Genomic DNA, 18,109 nt, shown 5'->3' on the forward strand with positions numbered 1-18,109 from the left:
AGTTGATACGACTCCAACCGATACCAGTGAACCGACGATCATTCAAGCTAAATTTGTTTCACCGAATACTCCACCGAGTTTGGATGGTGAAGGAGGCAGTCAAGATTTAACTGGATTTCCTAATATAAAACTGCTGGCGAATGCGGAAGACCTAACTCCCCAGCCCCCTTCCCTACGAGGGAATGGGGAGCTGGAAAGTCCCTTTATGCAAGAGGGAGTATTGGAAAGCCTATCTCTACGAGGGAAGGAGGAGACGGAAAGTCCTTTTCTAAAAGGGAAGAGGGAGTCAGAAAGTCCCTCTTCTAAAATAAGAGGGGTTGGGGAGGGGTCACAGTTAATCGATCGCCAAGAGATTCCCATTGTTTATCTTCACAGTAAACAAGCTGAGGAGGTAAATTCTCAAATGAGTTACTCAACAACAAATGCGATCGCAGCTATCCGGTCATCGACAATCTTATCAACAATTTCATCGATAAGTCGATCGCAGCCACTGCCAAAAGTCTTTGCGATTCCAGCAACGCTTAACCCTTCGTCAGAATTGCAAGAACCGCTGGTGTTTACCCAACCACCAGTCACACCGCAATCCGCAGCCAAACCCGCAATACAAACAGATGAATCGAGTCATCCCTCAAATTCTGCTTTTGGAGAGAGCAATAGTCAAATATCTAATTCCCAAGTTCCCAATTCAAATTCAAATTTTCCACCTTCAATGCACCAGGAAACTAACTCGGCTCAGCCAGTTAATATTAATGTGTTAGCCGATAAAATAGAGCGGAAACTGATGCGAAAGCTAATGGTTGAAAATGAGCGAAGAGGACGAAAATCATGGAGTTAGCCAAACTCAAAATTTATGTCGAGCAAAAATATCCTGAATTCGATAAGCCCAATCCTATTGAAGCACTTTTCAATCCGAATCGTATTGAAATTAGTAAAATGGGATGGCAACAAGGGATTGGAGGAAATTTAGTACCGACAAATAGATCGGCAACACTAAGCCTGGAGTTATTTTTTGATACCAGTTTACCCGCACCAAAATCGACGGGGTTTAGTTTGCTGCAACCTTCGCTAAAAGATATCGGCTTATCCTTATTACCAGGTTTACCAAAACTCACAATTCCGAGAGATGTTCGAGACTATACAAAACGCATTTATCAACTCACACAGAAGAGAGGCGACTTAGACCAACGACCGCCAATTTGTCAATTAGTTTGGGGTAAACATACCGTTTTATTTCAAGGTGTTCTCACGCAATTAACGAAAACTTTTACGAAGTTTTTGGCTGATGGAACTCCCGTCAGAGCGACATTACGCTGTTCGTTTGAAGAGTGGGAACCGCCAGCAACCACACAGAAAAAAATTAATCCAATTGATGACCCGGTTCGCGTGGTAAAGCGAGGTGAAACGTTAAGTAGTATTGCTGCTGAAGAATATAACGACCCAAATTTGTGGCGAATTATTGCAGTGATTAACAAAATTGATAAACCCCGACAACTGATTCCAGGACAGCGGTTGACAGTTCCGCCACTTCCATTTAATCGATAGCTGTTATCTATCACTTTCTCGCTTTTCAAGATTGCAATTATAGATCGGATATTTTGGCTTATGGTTGGACTCAGAAATGCTCAGGAACTTGCGCCTAAACTTGATATCATTGTCAATGGCTCTCAATTAGCTTTAGACGAGAAATTTGCCATTCAGAAAGTTGAAATTTCTGAAGAGATCGGCACATTGGGGATGTTCGAGATCGAGATGGTGATCTGGGACTTGGCTAAGAATAAGGTGAGTGGGATCGATAACGATGTATTCGATATGGGGACTCGGGTAGAACTGCAATTGGGATATGGCAATCAATTAGAGACAGTAATAGTTGGAGAAATTACCGGATTAGAGGCTGAATTCGCCCAAAATTCTGTTCCGACAATGGTTGTTAGAGGTCACGATTTGGGACATCGGTTGATGCGGGGAAGCAAAACGCGATCGTTCATGAAAATGAAAGATAGTGCCATTATCGAACAAATTGCGAGGGATGCTGGATTATCGGTTCAAGCTGAAGATACTAAAGTAAAGCTTGACTATGTTTTACAACACAATCAAACCGATCTAGAATTTATTCAAGGTCGAGCAAAACGACTGGGATATGAAATTTTTTTTGATAAAAAAGTCCTGAAATTTAGAGCAACAAAAAATGAGGCAGGAAAAATATTTACCCTTAAATATCCCGACGATGTTGTAGAATTATCTGCGAGGCTCAGTACGCTAGGACAAGCTGGAAAAGTTGAAATTCGGGCTTGGGATATGCAGGATAAAAAGCAAATCCGCGATAATGTGATCGTCGATAACCAACGCAGTGGAATGGGAAAGATAATTGGTTCGATGGCAGTTACACGGGAATTCGGTCGGGTAACGCAAGGCATCGTGACCCAACCCATTCGGAATAAGGAAGAAGCGAAACAAATTGCTGTAGGGCAATTTAATGAAATGGCATTGAGCTATATTACAGGTGAAGGAACCTGTAGGGGTCGAACGGACTTGCGGATGGGAAAAACAATCGAAATTACGAATATCGGTCAGCGATTTAGCGGGCTGTATTACGTAACAGCCACAACTCATACTTATTCGCGTGAAGGAGGGTATCAAACGAAGTTTATAGTTAAGAGAAATGCGAATAATTTGTAATGTAAGAAATGGAGCAAAAACAATGTTAGGAATGAGTTTGCTGTCTAATGCGTTGAGTGAAATGGATCGAGAGGACCGCTTTTATGGCGTGACGATCGCCGAAGTGACAAATAATAAAGATGAAGGAAAATTGGGGCGAGTGAAAGTTAAATTTCCTTGGCTTTCCGATACAGATGAAAGCTTTTGGGCACGGGTTCTAACGCCCATGGCTGGGGGCGATCGCGGAATTTATTTTTTACCCGAAGTTGGCGATGAAGTGCTGGTCGCATTCGAGCATGGGAATATCGAATTTCCCTACATTTTGGGTGCGCTGTGGAATGGCAAAGATAAACCACCTGAGACAAATGAAGATGGCAAGAATAATAAAAGAACGATTAAATCTCGCAGTGGTCATACCATTACGTTAGATGATACAGATGGAGAAGAAAAAATTGAGATTTTTGACAAGTCTAAAAAGAATAGTATTGTCGTGAACACAAAGGAGAATACCATTACTATTTCAGCCGAGGCCGATATCACTATTCAGTCTAGTAACGGAAAACTGATTTTGAGTGGAAAAGAGATTCAGCTTGATTCTAAGGGAGATGTAAAAATTAAGGCGAGTCAAAATATGAATATTGAAGCGGGGCCACAATTAGATATCAAAGGAAAGATGGTGAACATTAATTAATGCAGTAGGGCGAGCCTCTCGCTCGCGTCTAAATCAAATTAGAGCGATAAATTAACCAGGAGAAAGAACAATGGGAAAACCTGTAGCTAGACAAGGAGATATGGTCACAACCTCTTGCCTTCATAAAGTAAAAGGTCAACCTCCAGGCGCACCGCCACCGCCTCAAGTTATGGCACCTTTACCGCATCCATTTAACGCAAATATCGAGCAAAATCTCAGTACAACGGTGAAGATTGGTGGGAAATTTGTAGCGCTGCAGGGCAGTCAAGGAAAAGCGAGCGCACACCCTCCTTTACCCATACCGGGAACAGCGCCATTGGGATATGTCAGTCCGCCCAATAATCAAGCAGAAATTACGCAAGGTAGTACCTCGGTTAAGATTCAAGGAAAACCCGTCGCTCGCATTGGCGATCCCGTTAAAACTTGTAGCGAAGGGCCTCCCCCTCATGGTGTTATTTTACCAGGTCCCGGTTCTCCCGCTCGGGTTTTTATTGGAGGATAGTTTATAGTTAATAGTTGAGAAATCTACAGTGATAAACACTAATTACTGATTACCTATTACTAATTAGAAAATTATGAGCGGTGATTTTTTAGGAGTGGGATGGACATTCCCAGTTACGTTAGATAAAAACAGCCATCACGTCGTCATGGCAAAGTATGATGAATGCGTTCGTCAGTCGATTTGGATGATTCTCGGTACTGCCAAAGGAGAACGGGTAATGCGTCCGGATTTTGGGTGTGGCATTCATGATTTGGTGTTTGCCGATAATAGTGCAGCCGCGATCGGACAAATTGTCAGCGATGTGCGTCAATCTTTATTGGAATGGGAGCCGCGAATTGATGTCTTAGAGGTGGATGTCAATTCCGAGCCTAATCAGCCAAATCAACTGTTAATTCAGATCAATTACCAAGTCCGAACCACAAATAATCGATTTAATTTGGTTTATCCCTTTTATGTTAGCTAAGGATTAGAGAGAGTAAATTATGTCTGTGCCGCCCAAAATTGACAATCGGACGTATAACGATATTGTCGAGCAAACGGTGAAGCTTGCTGCTGAGAAGTGCGCGTGGCAGCAAGGGGATTCTCCACCGGATGCAGGTAAGGCGCTGATTCGGATTTTTGGTCGGATGGCCACCTTGGTGATCGATCGCCTCAATCGTGTTCCCGAGAAAAATTTTCTCGCCTTCCTCGACTTAATCGGTACGCAAATTCAACCGCCACAACCGGCACGAGTACCGCTGACATTTTTTCTGGCCCAGGGGAGCCCGGGCGATACCTTTGTCCCCGCCGGAACGCAGGTAGCAGCAACGACGGCAGAAGGACAGATGGAAGAAGTCGTATTCGAGACGGAACGGGATTTAGTGGTGACGACGGCGCAATTGAAAGTGGCGATCGTCCGACAGCCGAATAAGCTGGATAACAATCAAAATAAACGAGATTACTATAGTGACTATACTTTGCAAGCCACAGGGGGAGTCGCAGGCGAACAAAACCCGGTATTTCCCGCCTTTGAAGCAACAACTGAGATCGAGCATTTCCTCTATCTCGCGTATGACAACCTAACTTCCCTCCCCGGTAAGAAAGCTGTCACCTTAACGTTTAATGCTGCTAATGCTACCGAAACCGCCAAACTGCAAAAACTGTTTTCCCAGTGGAGTTACTGGGATGGGGAAACCTGGCAACTTCTGAACCCGCTACTGTCTGAAACCATCGGTCCAACGACGGTAAAAGCGAAGATTTCCTCATTACCAGCAATCCAACCGCAGACTGTGAATGCGATTGAGGCGCGATGGTTGCGCGTATCGTTGGATGGCAGCCAGCAGGAGATGACTGCGTTACCTAACATCGATCACATCCAAGTCAGCGAAACCCAGCTTGCGCCTGACTCCTGCCTGTTTAACGTTAGCCCGATCGATCTGAGCAAAGACTTTTACCCTTTCGGCGAACAACCCCGCTTTAACGATACCTTCTATATCGCCCACGACGAGGCATTCTCGCAGCCGAAAGCAACGGTAACGCTCTCCGTGAAGCTCAGCGACGGAATCCTCCCCAGAACCGATGGTGGCGTGCAATTGGTGTGGGAAACCTGGGACGGTAGTAGCTGGTATGATCTTCTTGACACCAGCAAGAGCAACTCGGATCCTGCTAGCAGATTCCTTGCTGGCGGCGACGTGAAACTCACCCTCCCCACCACCGTCGCACCCGCTGAAATCAATGGAGAAAGCCATTACTGGCTGCGCGTTCGTATCCTCAACGGCAACTACGGAACCTCAGCAGCGGCGAATCAATCGGCTGTATTTGCCACTCTCAGCGAAGACGCAAAGGCGAATCAAAAGTGCTTAAAAGTCAACAGCGTTCGCGGTTTCATACCTGGAGATTCGATTCAAATTCTCAGTGCGACTCCCATTGATGCTAGCGTCAGCAGCATTGACTCTGCCACCACTCTCATCCTGGAAAAAAGCCTTGAAACCGCGCATCCTGCCGGAACACTAATTTCCGTTACCTCGACCAGTTCGGGAATTCAGCCACCTTCGGTGAAGTCGCTGACCCTTGAGTATACCTACTCCAGTACGCCGCCACTCGCCCATTGCCTGACGTATAACAATTTTAAGTACAACGATTTCACGAAATACACCCTCGATGGAGTTCAGAACGAACCCAAGAGCTTTACCCCATTTGTCCACAATCCAGATCCCCATCCTGCCCTGTATTTAGGCTTCGATCGCCCTTTTGCCAATCGCCCGATCGCCCTTTACTTCCAAGTTGAACCGCCTCAGCCGGAAGAAGTTGGGATTGGAACAAACTCCAGCGATCGCAAACCCGTACAGCTCGTTTGGGAATACGGCAGCAGCAACACCTCAGATTGGGTGCGTCTGGGGGTAGAAGATGAAACCCAAGCCTTTGCCGATCGCGGATTGATTCGATTTATCGCGCCCCCAGATTGGGCAAAACGGGCTGAATTTGGAGTCGAATTTTACTGGCTGCGGGTACGTTGGGAAGCGGGCGAGTTTCGCGCTAAACCCCGCCTGCGCCGAGTGTTGACGAATACCATCTGGGCAAGTCAGACCAACACGATCGCGGGCGAACTCCTCGGTTCGGGCAATGGCAATCCCCAGCAGGTCGTCCGCACCGCGCAAGTTCCCATTCTCCTAGGTCAACGCCTGGAGGTGCGGGAACGGGAAATGCCCTCACTGGAAGAACAGGCGGCGATCGAACGAGAGGAAGGCAAGGATGCACTGACCGTTGTCCGGACGGGGGAAGGAGAAACCCAGGATATAGAAGCGGTCTGGGTGCGCTGGCATGAAGTGACGGATTTCTACGAGTCAAGACCGCGCGATCGCCATTACACGGTAGATCGGCTGACGGGTGCAATCTACTTTGGCAACGGGCAAAACGGCGCAATGCCGCCCCAAGGACGCAACAACATCCGCCTCTCTTACCGCACCGGAGGCGGGCAGCAAGGCAATCTCCCCGCCCAAACAGTCACGCAACTCAAAACCACCGTACCCTATGTCGATGGAGTGACGAACTTAGAAGCGGCAGGCGGTGGAGGCGATCGAGAGTCGATGGCGCAGGTACAAGAACGCGGACCGAAAATTCTGCGCCACGGGGGGAAAGCCGTCACCGTCCAAGATTTCGAGGATTTGGTCTATGAAGCCTCTACCGAAGTGGCGCGGGTGAAGGCGATCGTTCCGGAATTCGACCCTCTCGATCCCAACTTGTGGTTAAACCCGCAGGATAAGAATTTTATTAATTTGAACAAACACCAAGAGGTCAACGTGCGCGATCGCGGGAAAGTCACACTTCTGATCTTGCCGTACAGTACCGCCGCCCAGCCAACCCCCACTCTTGCCCTGATCGATCGCGTCCGGGACTACATTCAGGCGCGGTGTTCCCCCACCGTCGATCTGCTCGTCGCCGCCCCCCAATGGCGAAAAATCTCGGTCACAGCCGAACTTGTCTCCACCTCGCTCGATGTGACGGATGCCGTCCGGATAGCTGCTCAAAGCCACATAGAGCGCTTCCTGCACCCCCTAACCGGAGGCACACAAGGAGGGGGATGGGCGTTCGGTCGAGAACCGCACCTCTCCGATATTTATGCCTTACTCGAATCGATCGCGGGAGTCGATCACATTCGTTCCCTTGCCCTAGTCGAATCGATCCTGGGAGTCGATCGCATTCTTCCTCTACAAATTGGGGACGGAGAATCGGACACACAAAACACACTCTCAAAAGATCGGTTTTTAATCTACTCGGGGAAGCATCAAATCACTGTGAAATAAATGCCCAAAGCCCAATTCCCAAAACCCAATTCCCAAAACCCAATAAAAAAATGCTCCCCTTACCTAATTTAGATGACCGTTCCTATGACGACCTGGTAGAACAGGCGCGATCGCTCATTTCTGTCGAGTGTCCAGAGTGGACTGACCACAATCCCAGCGATACGGGCATTATCCTCATCGAGTTACTGGCTTGGTTGACGGAGATGACGCTGTATCAGGTCGATCAAGTTACGGATAAAAATATCGAAACGTTTCTCGGTTTGCTAAATCCCCTAGAAAACGGCAAACCTTGGACTTTAAAAGAGAGTGCAACGCACGAATCGGCGGCACGAGAAGCGGCACAGAAAATGGCAACTCGCCAAACCATTGTCGAGTTGCGGCAACGCTACCGTGCGGTGACGATCGAGGATTTCGAGCAATTGTTGCTGGAGGACTGGAATCGATCGCATCCCGATCGAATCGTCAAACGGGCGCGATGTTTACCTCAGCGCAACCTGGAAGCTACCAGTCTTAACGATCGATACTCACCCGGACACGTCAGCGTCGTCGTCATCCCCCATACACCCTTAGCAACGCAACCCAAGCTACGAGAGGATTTATGGGCATTTATCGACAAACGGCGCTTACTGACAACGCAACATCACATCGTCGATCCGAAATATATCCCACTGAAAATTAGGGCGCGGCTGTATTTAGAAGATGGGGCGCAACCGAAGAATATTCGCAAAAAAGCGATCGGCGAGGTGGAAGATTTCTTCAATCCGCTATCTTCTGGATCGTACTGGGAGGGTAAGGGTTTGCCATTCGGTCAGAATATTTATATTTCGGATTTGTATCACTTATTCGATCGAATTCCGGGTGTGGATTTTGTCGAAGGAGTGACATTAGTTGTATCGGGTGAGGGTTCCGTTTTGACAGGATTGACTCAGAAAATTGACCCCAAAGGTGCGCTGCGAAATCGTCTTTCGGTGGAAAACACGCAAGGTTTTGCTGTCGGCGCTCCCATTTGGCTTGACCCTAGCAGCTGCGATCGAGAAGAAGCCACAATTCAAGCGACCGATGCAACCGCAAAAACAGTGACTTGCGATCGATCGTTCAATAAATATCACGAAGTTGGAACGTTGGTAGCAAGGTTGAGTCAGCAACATACGGATCGGCAAGAATTGGCTATAGATAATAGTTTAATTGGCCTCAATCTGGATGACCATGAGTTAGTAGCGATCGAAGTTGACGAAACAAGTTTTACAATCATGGAGCGTTTGGGCAATGACGAATGGCGATTGATCGACTTGAGGAGCGAATCATGAACAGTAGTTATCAACAGTATCTTCCCGCAATCCTGCAAAGGGATGACTTTTTGGGTGAGTTTCTGCTGGCATTCGAGCGAATTCTCAGCGGCTTACCGAACGATCAAGATGCTGGATTGCCACGAGTTATCAATCAGGACGATCCGCACCCCCCCGGATTAGAAGAAATCATCGAGCAAGTTTACAGCTACTTTGACCCGCAGCAAACCCCAGAAGAATTTTTGCCGTGGCTGGCCAGTTGGGTTGCTCTCAGTTTGCGAGCCGATTGGACGACCGACACAAAGCGGCAACTGATTCAAGAAATCGTCCCGCTGTATCGCCAGCGCGGCACGAAACAAGCCTTAGAAACTATCCTGAAAATTTATCTCAAAAGTTCCGGTTTGTTTCCAGAGCCCGATCGAAAAGTAAAGATTTACGATAACTTCCCTCAAGTACCTAACTATTTTCAAGTCGAACTGACATTACCGAATAAAGATCAAGACTTGTATTGGCGGCAAGTTCGGATTGCCAAAGCCATTATCGACCTAGAAAAACCCGCTCATACCTACTATGCACTAAATATTCTCACCCCAACCATGCGGTTGACGGGGACTTCCATTCCGTTCGCTTGGGAGTTGCCCGTTCTTACAGATGTGAATGGAGTGATTGAAGTTCGAGTCAATAACCCACAAAATAGCCGCTTGAGAGTGAGCCTGAAAACTATTTCATCCCGGACAGAACCGCTAACTGTGATCGTCGGAACGAATCCTGAGTTAAGTATTGTGTACGAAGTGGGATCGGAGCAACTAAACTCAAACAAAAACTGGTATATTTTAGTTGAAAACTTGAGCAATAACCCAATTGCGGTCAGCGGTCGTGTTACCTGCAAATATCAAGCCCGTCAATTAGAAAACCCACCCGAAATACCCTTTAATATTACGGCGCTAGAACCAGGCTTGAGAATTGGGAGAGGCGACAACGGAACGCGCTTGGGAACAGTCAGAAGTGGCAGTGCATAGTTGATAGTGGATCGTGAATAGTTGAAAGTTTATAAAGGTCGATCATAGGATAATTATCATGACAATTAAAGAACTGAAAAATATTAATCAACGCCCCCGATACTTCGCTGGTCAATACCTCTTAGAAGACGACTTTGAGTTGGAGCAAGATTATTCTCGCGATCGCCTGCAACGCTACACCAGATCGCTCCATGTTTCCGGAATAGCCGACGGGTTGATTGTCACTAAACCGAATGAGAGTTCCTTAAAATTAATAGTGGATGTCTCTGCTGGAACGGCAATCGATCCTCAAGGACGGCAGGTTGTTTTGCACGAGTCTCGGCAAGTCAATCTGAGCGAAAATCTAGTTGAAACAGTCACGCTAAATAATGGTGACTACATCCTATATATCGGTTACGATGAACAAGAAGCCGAGCCTCAAGATAAGAATCCCAGCACCAATCGGCGCATATTAGAAAACCCCATATTCAAGTTAATAAAGTTCAGTACATCGCCTCCGAGTGAAGACTCGATTGCGATCGCCAAACTCACAATTAAAGATGGAATTGTTGCGATTTCTAGTGATAGCAGCGTGCGGAAGTATACAGGTTTGCGCCTTCCCGCACTAGAAAATGCACCGACTTTGCGATCGAAAGGCGGTAATTTAGCCGTATTCAGCGGCTCCCTAGAGATTGCGGGAACTCAAATAGTCGGTTCTACTACGTTGGAAAACCATCTCTATTTATCCGGTGGGACGGGACCGTTTGCTCAATTTTACCGAGATGCGATCGACGGAAAAGATTACTTGGGCATAGAAGCATTCAAACAGGATGATTTTACGATAAAAACAGGGATCGTACTTCAAGAATTTGGTGGCAATGTTGGTATTGGGGGTGCTCCAGCCTCCGGCGCGAACGGAGAGAAGTTAAAGGTGGCTGGAAACACTACGATCGCAGGCACTCTCTCCATCACTGGTGCCAACAATAGTCTTACTGTTGAGGGTACCAGCACGTTAACAAACAATGTTGGGATTGGAGGTGCTCCAAGCACAGGTACAGAGAAGCTGAAAGTCACTGGGAATACCACGATCGCAGGCAACCTCTCCGTCACAGGCACGGATAAGAAGCTTACTGTTGAAGGAAACCTCAGGCTAGGTACTAATGCGGGTGGCTCAAAGCTATTGTTGACTCACGCAGACTACACACACTACATTCAAGCAAACAATTATTGGACTGAGTTTGTTTCTCACCCAAATGAAGGTTGGAGATTTATTGCTCGTAATGACGAGAAGGACGCTACGTCAGTAGAAAGGTTAACAGTAACAGGTTCTGGGAAAGTTGCGATCGCAGGCACTCTCTCTGTTACAAGTACCAGCACGTTAACAGGCAAGGTTGGTATTGGAGGTGATCCAAGCGCAGGTTCAGAGAAACTGAAGGTTACTGGAAACACTACGATCGCAGGCAATCTTACTGTTTCGGGTAAGTATGTAGTTCAAAACCAGCAGAATGGGGGGAATACTCAAGGAATCTTTATGTGGAGTGCCGAGGATTCTAACTGGGGCATTTACATGGGAGAATCAGGAGCTTCAAAATCTCTTTCAGCAGGAATAGCAGTTGCAGGAAAGGATTTTACTAATCATGCAATACGACTGCGAACATATTCAGCGGCGGGAAATGGTTTGATCTATGAGAACTCTAATGAACAGCTAAACTTTAGTGTGCGAGCTAGTGATGGGCGTACATATATAAGAGGTAATGCTGGCGTTGGTACTGACGCAACTGAAGCACAGATGCTAACGGTAGGAGGAAATACCGCGATCGCAGGCAATCTCTCCGTCACGGGTGCTAACAATAATCTGGCTGTTGATGGCACCAGCACCTTAACAGGTAAAGTTGGTATTGGGGGTGCTCCAGCCACAGGTACAGAGAAGCTGGCGGTAACTGGGAATGCTGCGATCGCAGGCAACCTCTCCGTCACAGGCACGGATAAGAAGCTTACTGTTGAAGGAAACCTCAGGCTAGGTACTAATGCGGGTGGCTCAAAGCTATTGTTGACTCACGCAGACTACACACACTACATTCAAGCAAACAATTATTGGACTGAGTTTGTTTCTCACCCAAATGAAGGTTGGAGATTTATTGCTCGTAATGACGAGAAGGACGCTACGTCAGTAGAAAGGTTAACAGTAACAGGTTCTGGGAAAGTTGCGATCGCAGGCACTCTCTCTGTTACAAGTACCAGCACGTTAACAGGCAAGGTTGGTATTGGAGGTGATCCAAGCGCAGGTTCAGAGAAACTGAAGGTTACTGGAAACACTACGATCGCAGGCAATCTTACTGTTTCGGGTAAGTATGTAGTTCAAAACCAGCAGAATGGGGGGAATACTCAAGGAATCTTTATGTGGAGTGCCGAGGATTCTAACTGGGGCATTTACATGGGAGAATCAGGAGCTTCAAAATCTCTTTCAGCAGGAATAGCAGTTGCAGGAAAGGATTTTACTAATCATGCAATACGACTGCGAACATATTCAGCGGCGGGAAATGGTTTGATCTATGAGAACTCTAATGAAGAGCTAAATTTTAGTGTGCGAGCTAGTGATGGGCGTACATATATAAGAGGTAATGTTGGCATTGGTACTACTGAGGCCCCATCAAAGGCTAAACTGGTAGTAGAAGGAAGTGGCGGTAATTATAGTATTCCGAGTCATAGGAGTTACACTAGCGACGGGCCCAGTGAGCGGAGTCCTTCACCAATCAATATTAGTAACGTGTCCATTTATGCGAGCGATCGGATCGTTTGTTCTGTTATTAGTGCGTTTTCGGACAAGCGGATCAAAAATATTCAAGGCCGCTCAGAAAGCGCCTCAGATCTCCATACATTGCTCGGGATCGAAATAACCGACTTCCGTTACAAAGATATAAGCGGCAAAGGCAACGCCCTGCATAAGAAAGTCATTGGCCAGCAGGTCGAGAAAGTCTTTCCTCAATCCGTCAGCAAGCATATTGACGTAGTACCTGATATCTATCAACTTGCACCGATCACGGATGGCTGGGTGGCGTTGGCGACAGACTTGAAACCAGGCGATCGTGTGAAGTTGATTGCAGAGGAGGGAGAAGAAGGTATCTACGAGGTAATGGAAGTAGCCGAAGAGAAGTTCCGTACCGCTTTTAAGCCAAAGGGGGAGAAAGTCTTCGTTTTTGGTCGCGAGGTGAACGACTTTCGTATCGTGGACTATGATGCCATTGCCATGCTCAATGTTTCGGCAACGCAGGAACTATACAAACGGCTTGACAGACTACAACTGGAGGTAGAGCAGCTCCAAGCCAGTCTCTATCAAGTTAAGCCCGAAACGCTGGCTGATCAGGCAAGCAATGGTCAACATACCACCGCAATTCTTTCTGATCTTCCCTAGCATTCGGGCGAGAATACTAAATGCTATAACAACTACCTCATTAAGCTCGTCAACCATGCAAGAAAAACTGCAACAGCGCCTCCAATCCCTTAAAACCGAGTACGAGGCAGGTCAAAAGATGCTAGCGGATTTGGAAGCGAAGCAAGCCAACCTGCGAGACACGCTCCTCCGCATCAGCGGGGCGATTCAGGTTTTAGAAGAAGCCCTCAGCGACACAAACGAATCAGATTTGGCTGAAAATGAAGCGGTTCCAGTACAGGCTGTCAATGCAAAAGCAGAAGTAGTCTAGCCAGCTTGGTAAGCTTGATGCGTGATGCCCTTTGTTCGGTTTTTCAAAGGAACGAGCAAACATGAAATACTCTCCTACCAAATTTTTCGGGGCATGGCTCACTAACCTGCAACATCACATTTTTCGAGACTGGTCTGCCGCTAAAACCGAACGTAACCGGCGTGCGCTTAATCAAGGCATTACCAGAGCCGAAAATGAGCGTTGTCAGGCACGTATGCGAGTCATATCATGTCCGGTCGATTGACCGCGATACGGTGGACAGTTATAGCAACCGCCAAGGCGGTTATGGCATAAAGTGTAAGTAGTTCCAATGGCCGTGCGCTCGCAAAACCCATGTCCAAACCCTACAGCTATGACCTCCGTCAGAAGGTAATCCAAGCCATCAAGCTTGATGGCTTGAAGATTAGTGAAGCAAGTGTTCTATTCAGTATTAGTCGCAACACTATTAGCTTATGGTTGAAGCGGCAAGCCGAAACAGGGGACTTTCAAGCCTTACCGAACGAGCCTCCCGGTAATGGTCATAAAATCACCGACTGGGAAAAATTTCGCGAGTTCGCCAAAACTCATGGGGATAAAACCCAAGTGGAGATGGCCTCACTTTGGGAGGGGGAAATTAGCGACCGCACAATTTCACGGGCTTTAAAGAAAATTGGCTTTACTCGAAAAAAAAGACTTATGGCTACCGTGAACGGGATGAGGTCAAACGCAAGGCGTTTATAGCTCATTTGTCCAATGTAGCAACAGATCTGATTGTTTACCTAGATGAGTCTGGGATGGATAGCCGAGATCAGTACGATTATGGTTGGAATGAAAGAGGACAGCGTTTCCATGCACTCAAATCGGGGCGGCGTGAGGGTAGAGTAAATATGATTGCAGCGCTTTGTAACCAAAACTTGATAGCTCCCTTTACCGTGGAAGGAGCCTGCAATCGAACGGTATTTGAGACATGGCTGGAAAATTGTTTGCTTCCCACTCTCCAAGCTGGACAGGTTTTAGTCATGGATAATGCCACGTTCCATAAAGGAGGACGTATCTCTCAACTGATTGAGGATGCAGGCTGTCAATTACTGTACTTACCCCCCTATTCCCCAGACCTTAACAAAATAGAGCAATGCTGGTCTTGGTTAAAAAGTCGCATCCGCAAACAACTAGATCAGTTTGATTGTTTACGAGATGCGATCGAGAATGTCTTACGCTTTGCCTCCTAACCGCCTTGGCGGTTGCTATAATTAACATCAATGCTCGAATCAGAGGGCTGATTGTCACGCTCCTGCTCCTGCCTTGACTCGCTAGCGATCGATCGATAGTCGTGGGTCAAAACAATCGAGTAGGCGATCGTGGTCTTACATTCAGGTAAGCCCATGATTCCCTCCCGCTATAGCAAGTCCCAGATTTACAGTGTACAACTTTATTTTCTCAACTTTGACTCATTCACTACACTAATTCTCCGCTAGTGTACAACTTTAATTTCTAAAAGTCCGTACTAACTTACGCCATAGCAGTCATTTGCTCGATTTTCAGTGTACAACTTTATTTCTCATTTACATCAGTAGTCAGTAGTCAGTAGTCAGTAGTCATTAGTCATTAGTGGGTTGTTGGTTGTTGGTTGTTCGTTCTAATAACCAATAACCAATAACCGATGCCCGATGCTCGATGCCCGATGCCTTATTCCCGATCGCCTATTCCCTCTGGCTGACTCCGCAAATTGCGGCTAACAGCAACCAGCTTGTAGTATTGACTCGGAAATCAAACAGCGTCACATCTACAGTGTTAAAAAGCGTACAGGCGGCGAAGGCTAATAAATAACTGAAAAAAATTAGGCGATCGGTTGCTCTTACATCTTGACAAACTATCTGATTTTGGCTAATAATTATAGACTGTTGATTAATCACTAAAGCAGTTTCCACTTGTTCCTGTGTTGCTATTTGCTCGTGTTTGATATCCCCAGAAAAAAGTGGCCAATTCGCCAGCAGCACAACACCTCTAGCCAAAACCCAACCAACTAAACCAAACAAAAAAAGCGTTGCGGGTATTCCCGTTTCCGCAGTCAACATCAGTATCAAACTGTGAGGATGACCGAGCCATTCTTGCATCTGAGTTTGATAGAGAGGCGTAAAATTTCGCAATCCCCAACCAGTCCAAGGACGCTGCTGAGTCATCGACCAAGCAAATTCCCACTGAGTTTTTCTTAAAGTAGCTGTCGGTCGATTTGGGAACATCTCGTCGGTGAGTCTCGCCCAGAAAAAAGCCGGGATAATTCTTCGCAAATACTGCCGTAAAGGTTCCGGGCCAAAGGCAGACAAAAAAACTGTACTAGCCACACTCAAAACCGCAGCTAATAATTTTTTATAACCCGCATAAATTGCAAAAGCCAAAACTGCCAAAACTGCCAGTCCCCAAGCATTGCGAGAATTAGTATAAATCAAAGCAACAGCATTTCCGATCACTGCAAAACTTAAAAATAGGAATTGGGAATTGGGAATTGGGCATTGCGCATTGGGCATTGGTAAGTGGTGACGACTGACAACTGACAACTGAGAACTGACTTCTGCCATCCACAGTCCCAGTGCTAAAATAAAAGCAATTGTCAGATAGCAAGCTAAAATATTAGCGTACATAAATACAGAAGCCATACGGCCGGGGGGATTGCCTTGGGATGCGAGTACCCAGCCAAAAACAGGCTGCAATTGATCGATGCCGCTCCAGCCTAAAAATTGCTGTCCCAGACCTAAAATTATCACTGGAATTGAACTAATTACAATCATCCAAGACAATTGCCATAATTGAGCCGAAGTTTGAATTAAACTGCTGAAAGCGGCAAACAATATAAAGAACGGCAAGAAATTGTACAACCCTATAAAAGCCTCGATGCGGTTGTGGGCAAAAACGGCTGTGATGACTAGCAGCACGCTCAGAATTGCGAATCCTCGATTCAACGGGCGGCGACTAATTTGACGGAACTTTTGTTTACAAGGGCCGGCCAATCCCAGGAATAAACCTAAAGCTCCCAAAATCGGAATTAAGGGAAAAATCAGCATCCCCACTTGGGCGAAATTCCAAGGGATTTGCAGGCGGGGATCTGGATGTTTTTGGAGACGAGACTTGAGATTTTCGGCTGTCTGTTTGGCAGCCAATTTCAAGCGATTTTTGATATTCACCCACACTCCCAATCTCAAATCTAAAATCTACAATTTACCATCGTTAAGCTAGTTCCCAAACGCATTCCGATCGCGTTAATCGAATTTGAGCTAAGGCAAAAATGGTCGGGATAATGCGGCCGTAGTTCGTGGAAATCGATCGCCAACCCAAATCCGCTAAAAACCAAGTCCACATCACCGGGCCTATCAACGAAAATACGCTCCGCGTCGCACCGTAACGAGCTGCACTCACCGCCATACCACGCCGCGCCGTCTGAAGTGCGACATAATTTTGAAACTGGGTTGCTGCAGTTGCAGTGCCTGCAAGCACTCCTTGTTTTGCCATTTGATAGGTGGCAAAATGCAGCGCAAATTGATTAGCCATTAGTTTGAGCAGCATTGGTTTTAAGATGGAACTAACAGCTAAAGCGCTGCCGCCTTTGAACAGTAAACCCAGCGGGTCTTTTTCAGCAGAAATTGGCAGGGGTTCTGAGAGTTTAGAATCAACGATCGCTCGCTGTACGCGCAGTGTCAGCGCTTGCTGTTCGTCTGCAGGTAAACGCTTCCACGCGCGACCCATTAAGTGCAGAAATACTTCTGCCTCTAAGTCGGTGGTTGACAACTGTCTGGGATAAGGGATTTTGAGATAGCGACAAACTTGAATTAGTGCTTGTCTGTAAGTTACTTGTTGGCTTCGCCCTCGGAGTACCGTCAACCCGTCCGCTGCAAGGTAGCGAAACCGCTGTTCTACGGCGTCGAGCCATGCTTCGCGATCGCGACTTTGTACATCTATCGGTGCGGGGGTTTGCACATAATCTAAAGGGTTAAACTTGCGGCTGAACAGAAGTTCTGTTAGTTGCTGCAATTCTTCTTCTGTTGTCAATTCGAGTGCTGCTCTGAGTTCGTCCAAAATTTTGCCCTCCCGTATTCGATTTTAGATTTTAGATTTTAGATTGCTGCTGATTGACAACCAGCGGGATTTAGTATTTACCTACAGTGGCTTTTTTTATTTTGTCTTAATCATGGATTCGTGCTGTCCCTTATTCTACTACCTGGCGCAGGACGATCGGCAGGATTGGCACAGAAGATCCGACTGCTAGAAGCTATAACCTCAGCAGCTACATTGATCGGCGGACGCGCATCTAAATTTTACAGTCAATTTTGGTGTCCCGCCGATCCTAAAAATACAATTTAGAGGCCCAACAGCAAACCCGGAAGCCCTCGGTACGTCTGCAACCCCGCAGCTTGAGGAGTCAAACCGTCGCCCTGAACCCCCACTATTTTATTCGCTATAAACAAAGGAAAAATAATTTAGTGTACTTCTGTTCAAAAATGTCAGTTAATCCTATAATGAGTT

General features: G+C 46.7%; 15 protein-coding genes. 12 read left to right on the forward strand and 3 right to left on the reverse strand.

Translation table 11 applies throughout. The features are described 5' to 3' along the window. The 12 genes from QUA34_RS08445 to QUA34_RS08500 all read left to right on the forward strand — a co-directional run. Positions 1 to 835: hypothetical protein (locus tag QUA34_RS08445; protein ID WP_333385643.1), on the forward strand; the 835-nt coding region annotated here is incomplete at its 5' end. Then, entirely contained in the window at positions 826 to 1,542 is a 717-nt protein-coding gene (locus QUA34_RS08450; protein ID WP_333385646.1) for a CIS tube protein, read from the forward strand. The genes QUA34_RS08445 and QUA34_RS08450, both read left to right, overlap by 10 nt. 60 nt (positions 1,543 to 1,602) lie before the next feature. Continuing rightward, the gene (locus QUA34_RS08455) at positions 1,603 to 2,676 is read left to right on the forward strand and encodes a contractile injection system protein, VgrG/Pvc8 family (protein ID WP_333385649.1); all 1,074 of its coding nucleotides are present in this window, start codon (positions 1,603 to 1,605) and stop codon (positions 2,674 to 2,676) included. Positions 2,677 to 2,707: 31 nt separating this feature from the next. Beyond that, positions 2,708 to 3,346 (forward strand): phage baseplate assembly protein V, encoded by a 639-nt coding sequence (locus QUA34_RS08460; RefSeq protein WP_333385651.1) that lies wholly within the window; start codon positions 2,708 to 2,710, stop codon positions 3,344 to 3,346. A 70-nt stretch (positions 3,347 to 3,416) separates the two neighbouring features. Further along, positions 3,417 to 3,848: a PAAR domain-containing protein gene (locus QUA34_RS08465; RefSeq protein ID WP_333385654.1), complete on the forward strand. Its 432-nt coding sequence runs from the start codon at positions 3,417 to 3,419 to the stop codon at positions 3,846 to 3,848. A 73-nt stretch (positions 3,849 to 3,921) separates the two neighbouring features. Beyond that, complete coding sequence (locus QUA34_RS08470) at positions 3,922 to 4,311, forward strand: GPW/gp25 family protein (protein WP_333385656.1); 390 nt, start codon at positions 3,922 to 3,924, stop codon at positions 4,309 to 4,311. A 19-nt stretch (positions 4,312 to 4,330) separates the two neighbouring features. Continuing rightward, positions 4,331 to 7,630, forward strand: a complete 3,300-nt coding sequence (locus QUA34_RS08475) for a putative baseplate assembly protein (RefSeq protein WP_333385659.1) — start codon at positions 4,331 to 4,333, stop codon at positions 7,628 to 7,630. Positions 7,631 to 7,680: 50 nt separating this feature from the next. Next, entirely contained in the window at positions 7,681 to 8,937 is a 1,257-nt protein-coding gene (locus QUA34_RS08480) for a hypothetical protein (RefSeq protein ID WP_333385662.1), read from the forward strand. Next, complete coding sequence (locus QUA34_RS08485; protein WP_333385664.1) at positions 8,934 to 9,935, forward strand: phage tail protein; 1,002 nt, start codon at positions 8,934 to 8,936, stop codon at positions 9,933 to 9,935. Before QUA34_RS08480 ends, QUA34_RS08485 begins: the two co-directional genes overlap by 4 nt. 58 nt (positions 9,936 to 9,993) lie before the next feature. Next, positions 9,994 to 13,326: a tail fiber domain-containing protein gene (locus QUA34_RS08490; protein WP_333385668.1), complete on the forward strand. Its 3,333-nt coding sequence runs from the start codon at positions 9,994 to 9,996 to the stop codon at positions 13,324 to 13,326. Between the two features lie 55 nt (positions 13,327 to 13,381). Next, on the forward strand, positions 13,382 to 13,615 hold the full coding sequence (locus tag QUA34_RS08495) for a hypothetical protein (protein WP_333385670.1): 234 nt from the start codon (positions 13,382 to 13,384) through the stop codon (positions 13,613 to 13,615). Between the two features lie 333 nt (positions 13,616 to 13,948). Next, a protein-coding gene (locus QUA34_RS08500; RefSeq protein ID WP_333385672.1) for an IS630 family transposase occupies positions 13,949 to 14,823 on the forward strand; the annotation gives its coding sequence in 2 pieces (ribosomal slippage) (positions 13,949 to 14,278 and positions 14,281 to 14,823; 873 coding nt in all). On the opposite strand, the gene QUA34_RS08505 is transcribed toward QUA34_RS08500, so the two are convergent. From QUA34_RS08505 to QUA34_RS08515, 3 genes are all read right to left on the reverse strand, one after another. Then, positions 14,820 to 14,978, reverse strand: a complete 159-nt coding sequence (locus tag QUA34_RS08505) for a hypothetical protein (RefSeq protein WP_333385675.1) — start codon at positions 14,976 to 14,978, stop codon at positions 14,820 to 14,822. The two genes, QUA34_RS08500 and QUA34_RS08505, sit on opposite strands and share 4 nt — an antisense overlap. Before the next feature lie 316 nt (positions 14,979 to 15,294). After that, positions 15,295 to 16,773: an O-antigen ligase family protein gene (locus QUA34_RS08510; RefSeq protein WP_333385678.1), complete on the reverse strand. Its 1,479-nt coding sequence runs from the start codon at positions 16,771 to 16,773 to the stop codon at positions 15,295 to 15,297. Between the two features lie 43 nt (positions 16,774 to 16,816). Continuing rightward, positions 16,817 to 17,662, reverse strand: coding sequence for a YaaW family protein (locus QUA34_RS08515; protein ID WP_333082627.1), 846 nt, complete (start codon positions 17,660 to 17,662; stop codon positions 16,817 to 16,819). Positions 17,663 to 18,109 lie beyond the last annotated feature (447 nt).

This window comes from Microcoleus sp. POL10_C6, from assembly GCF_036701585.1.
In the GTDB taxonomy this organism is placed as follows: Bacteria; Cyanobacteriota; Cyanobacteriia; order Cyanobacteriales; family Microcoleaceae; genus Microcoleus.

Bases quoted from the DNA above. Each gene is read 5' to 3' on its own strand.
- QUA34_RS08450 (WP_333385646.1), top strand. From the start codon at position 826: ATGGAGTTAGCCAAACTCAAAATTTATGTCGAGCAAAAATATCCTGAA.
- QUA34_RS08455 (WP_333385649.1), top strand. From the start codon at position 1,603: ATGGTTGGACTCAGAAATGCTCAGGAACTTGCGCCTAAACTTGATATC.
- QUA34_RS08460 (WP_333385651.1), top strand. From the start codon at position 2,708: ATGAGTTTGCTGTCTAATGCGTTGAGTGAAATGGATCGAGAGGACCGC.
- QUA34_RS08465 (WP_333385654.1), top strand. From the start codon at position 3,417: ATGGGAAAACCTGTAGCTAGACAAGGAGATATGGTCACAACCTCTTGC.
- QUA34_RS08470 (WP_333385656.1), top strand. From the start codon at position 3,922: ATGAGCGGTGATTTTTTAGGAGTGGGATGGACATTCCCAGTTACGTTA.
- QUA34_RS08475 (WP_333385659.1), top strand. From the start codon at position 4,331: ATGTCTGTGCCGCCCAAAATTGACAATCGGACGTATAACGATATTGTC.
- QUA34_RS08480 (WP_333385662.1), top strand. From the start codon at position 7,681: ATGCTCCCCTTACCTAATTTAGATGACCGTTCCTATGACGACCTGGTA.
- QUA34_RS08485 (WP_333385664.1), top strand. From the start codon at position 8,934: ATGAACAGTAGTTATCAACAGTATCTTCCCGCAATCCTGCAAAGGGAT.
- QUA34_RS08490 (WP_333385668.1), top strand. From the start codon at position 9,994: ATGACAATTAAAGAACTGAAAAATATTAATCAACGCCCCCGATACTTC.
- QUA34_RS08495 (WP_333385670.1), top strand. From the start codon at position 13,382: ATGCAAGAAAAACTGCAACAGCGCCTCCAATCCCTTAAAACCGAGTAC.
- QUA34_RS08505 (WP_333385675.1), bottom strand. From the start codon at position 14,978: ATGGGCTTACCTGAATGTAAGACCACGATCGCCTACTCGATTGTTTTG.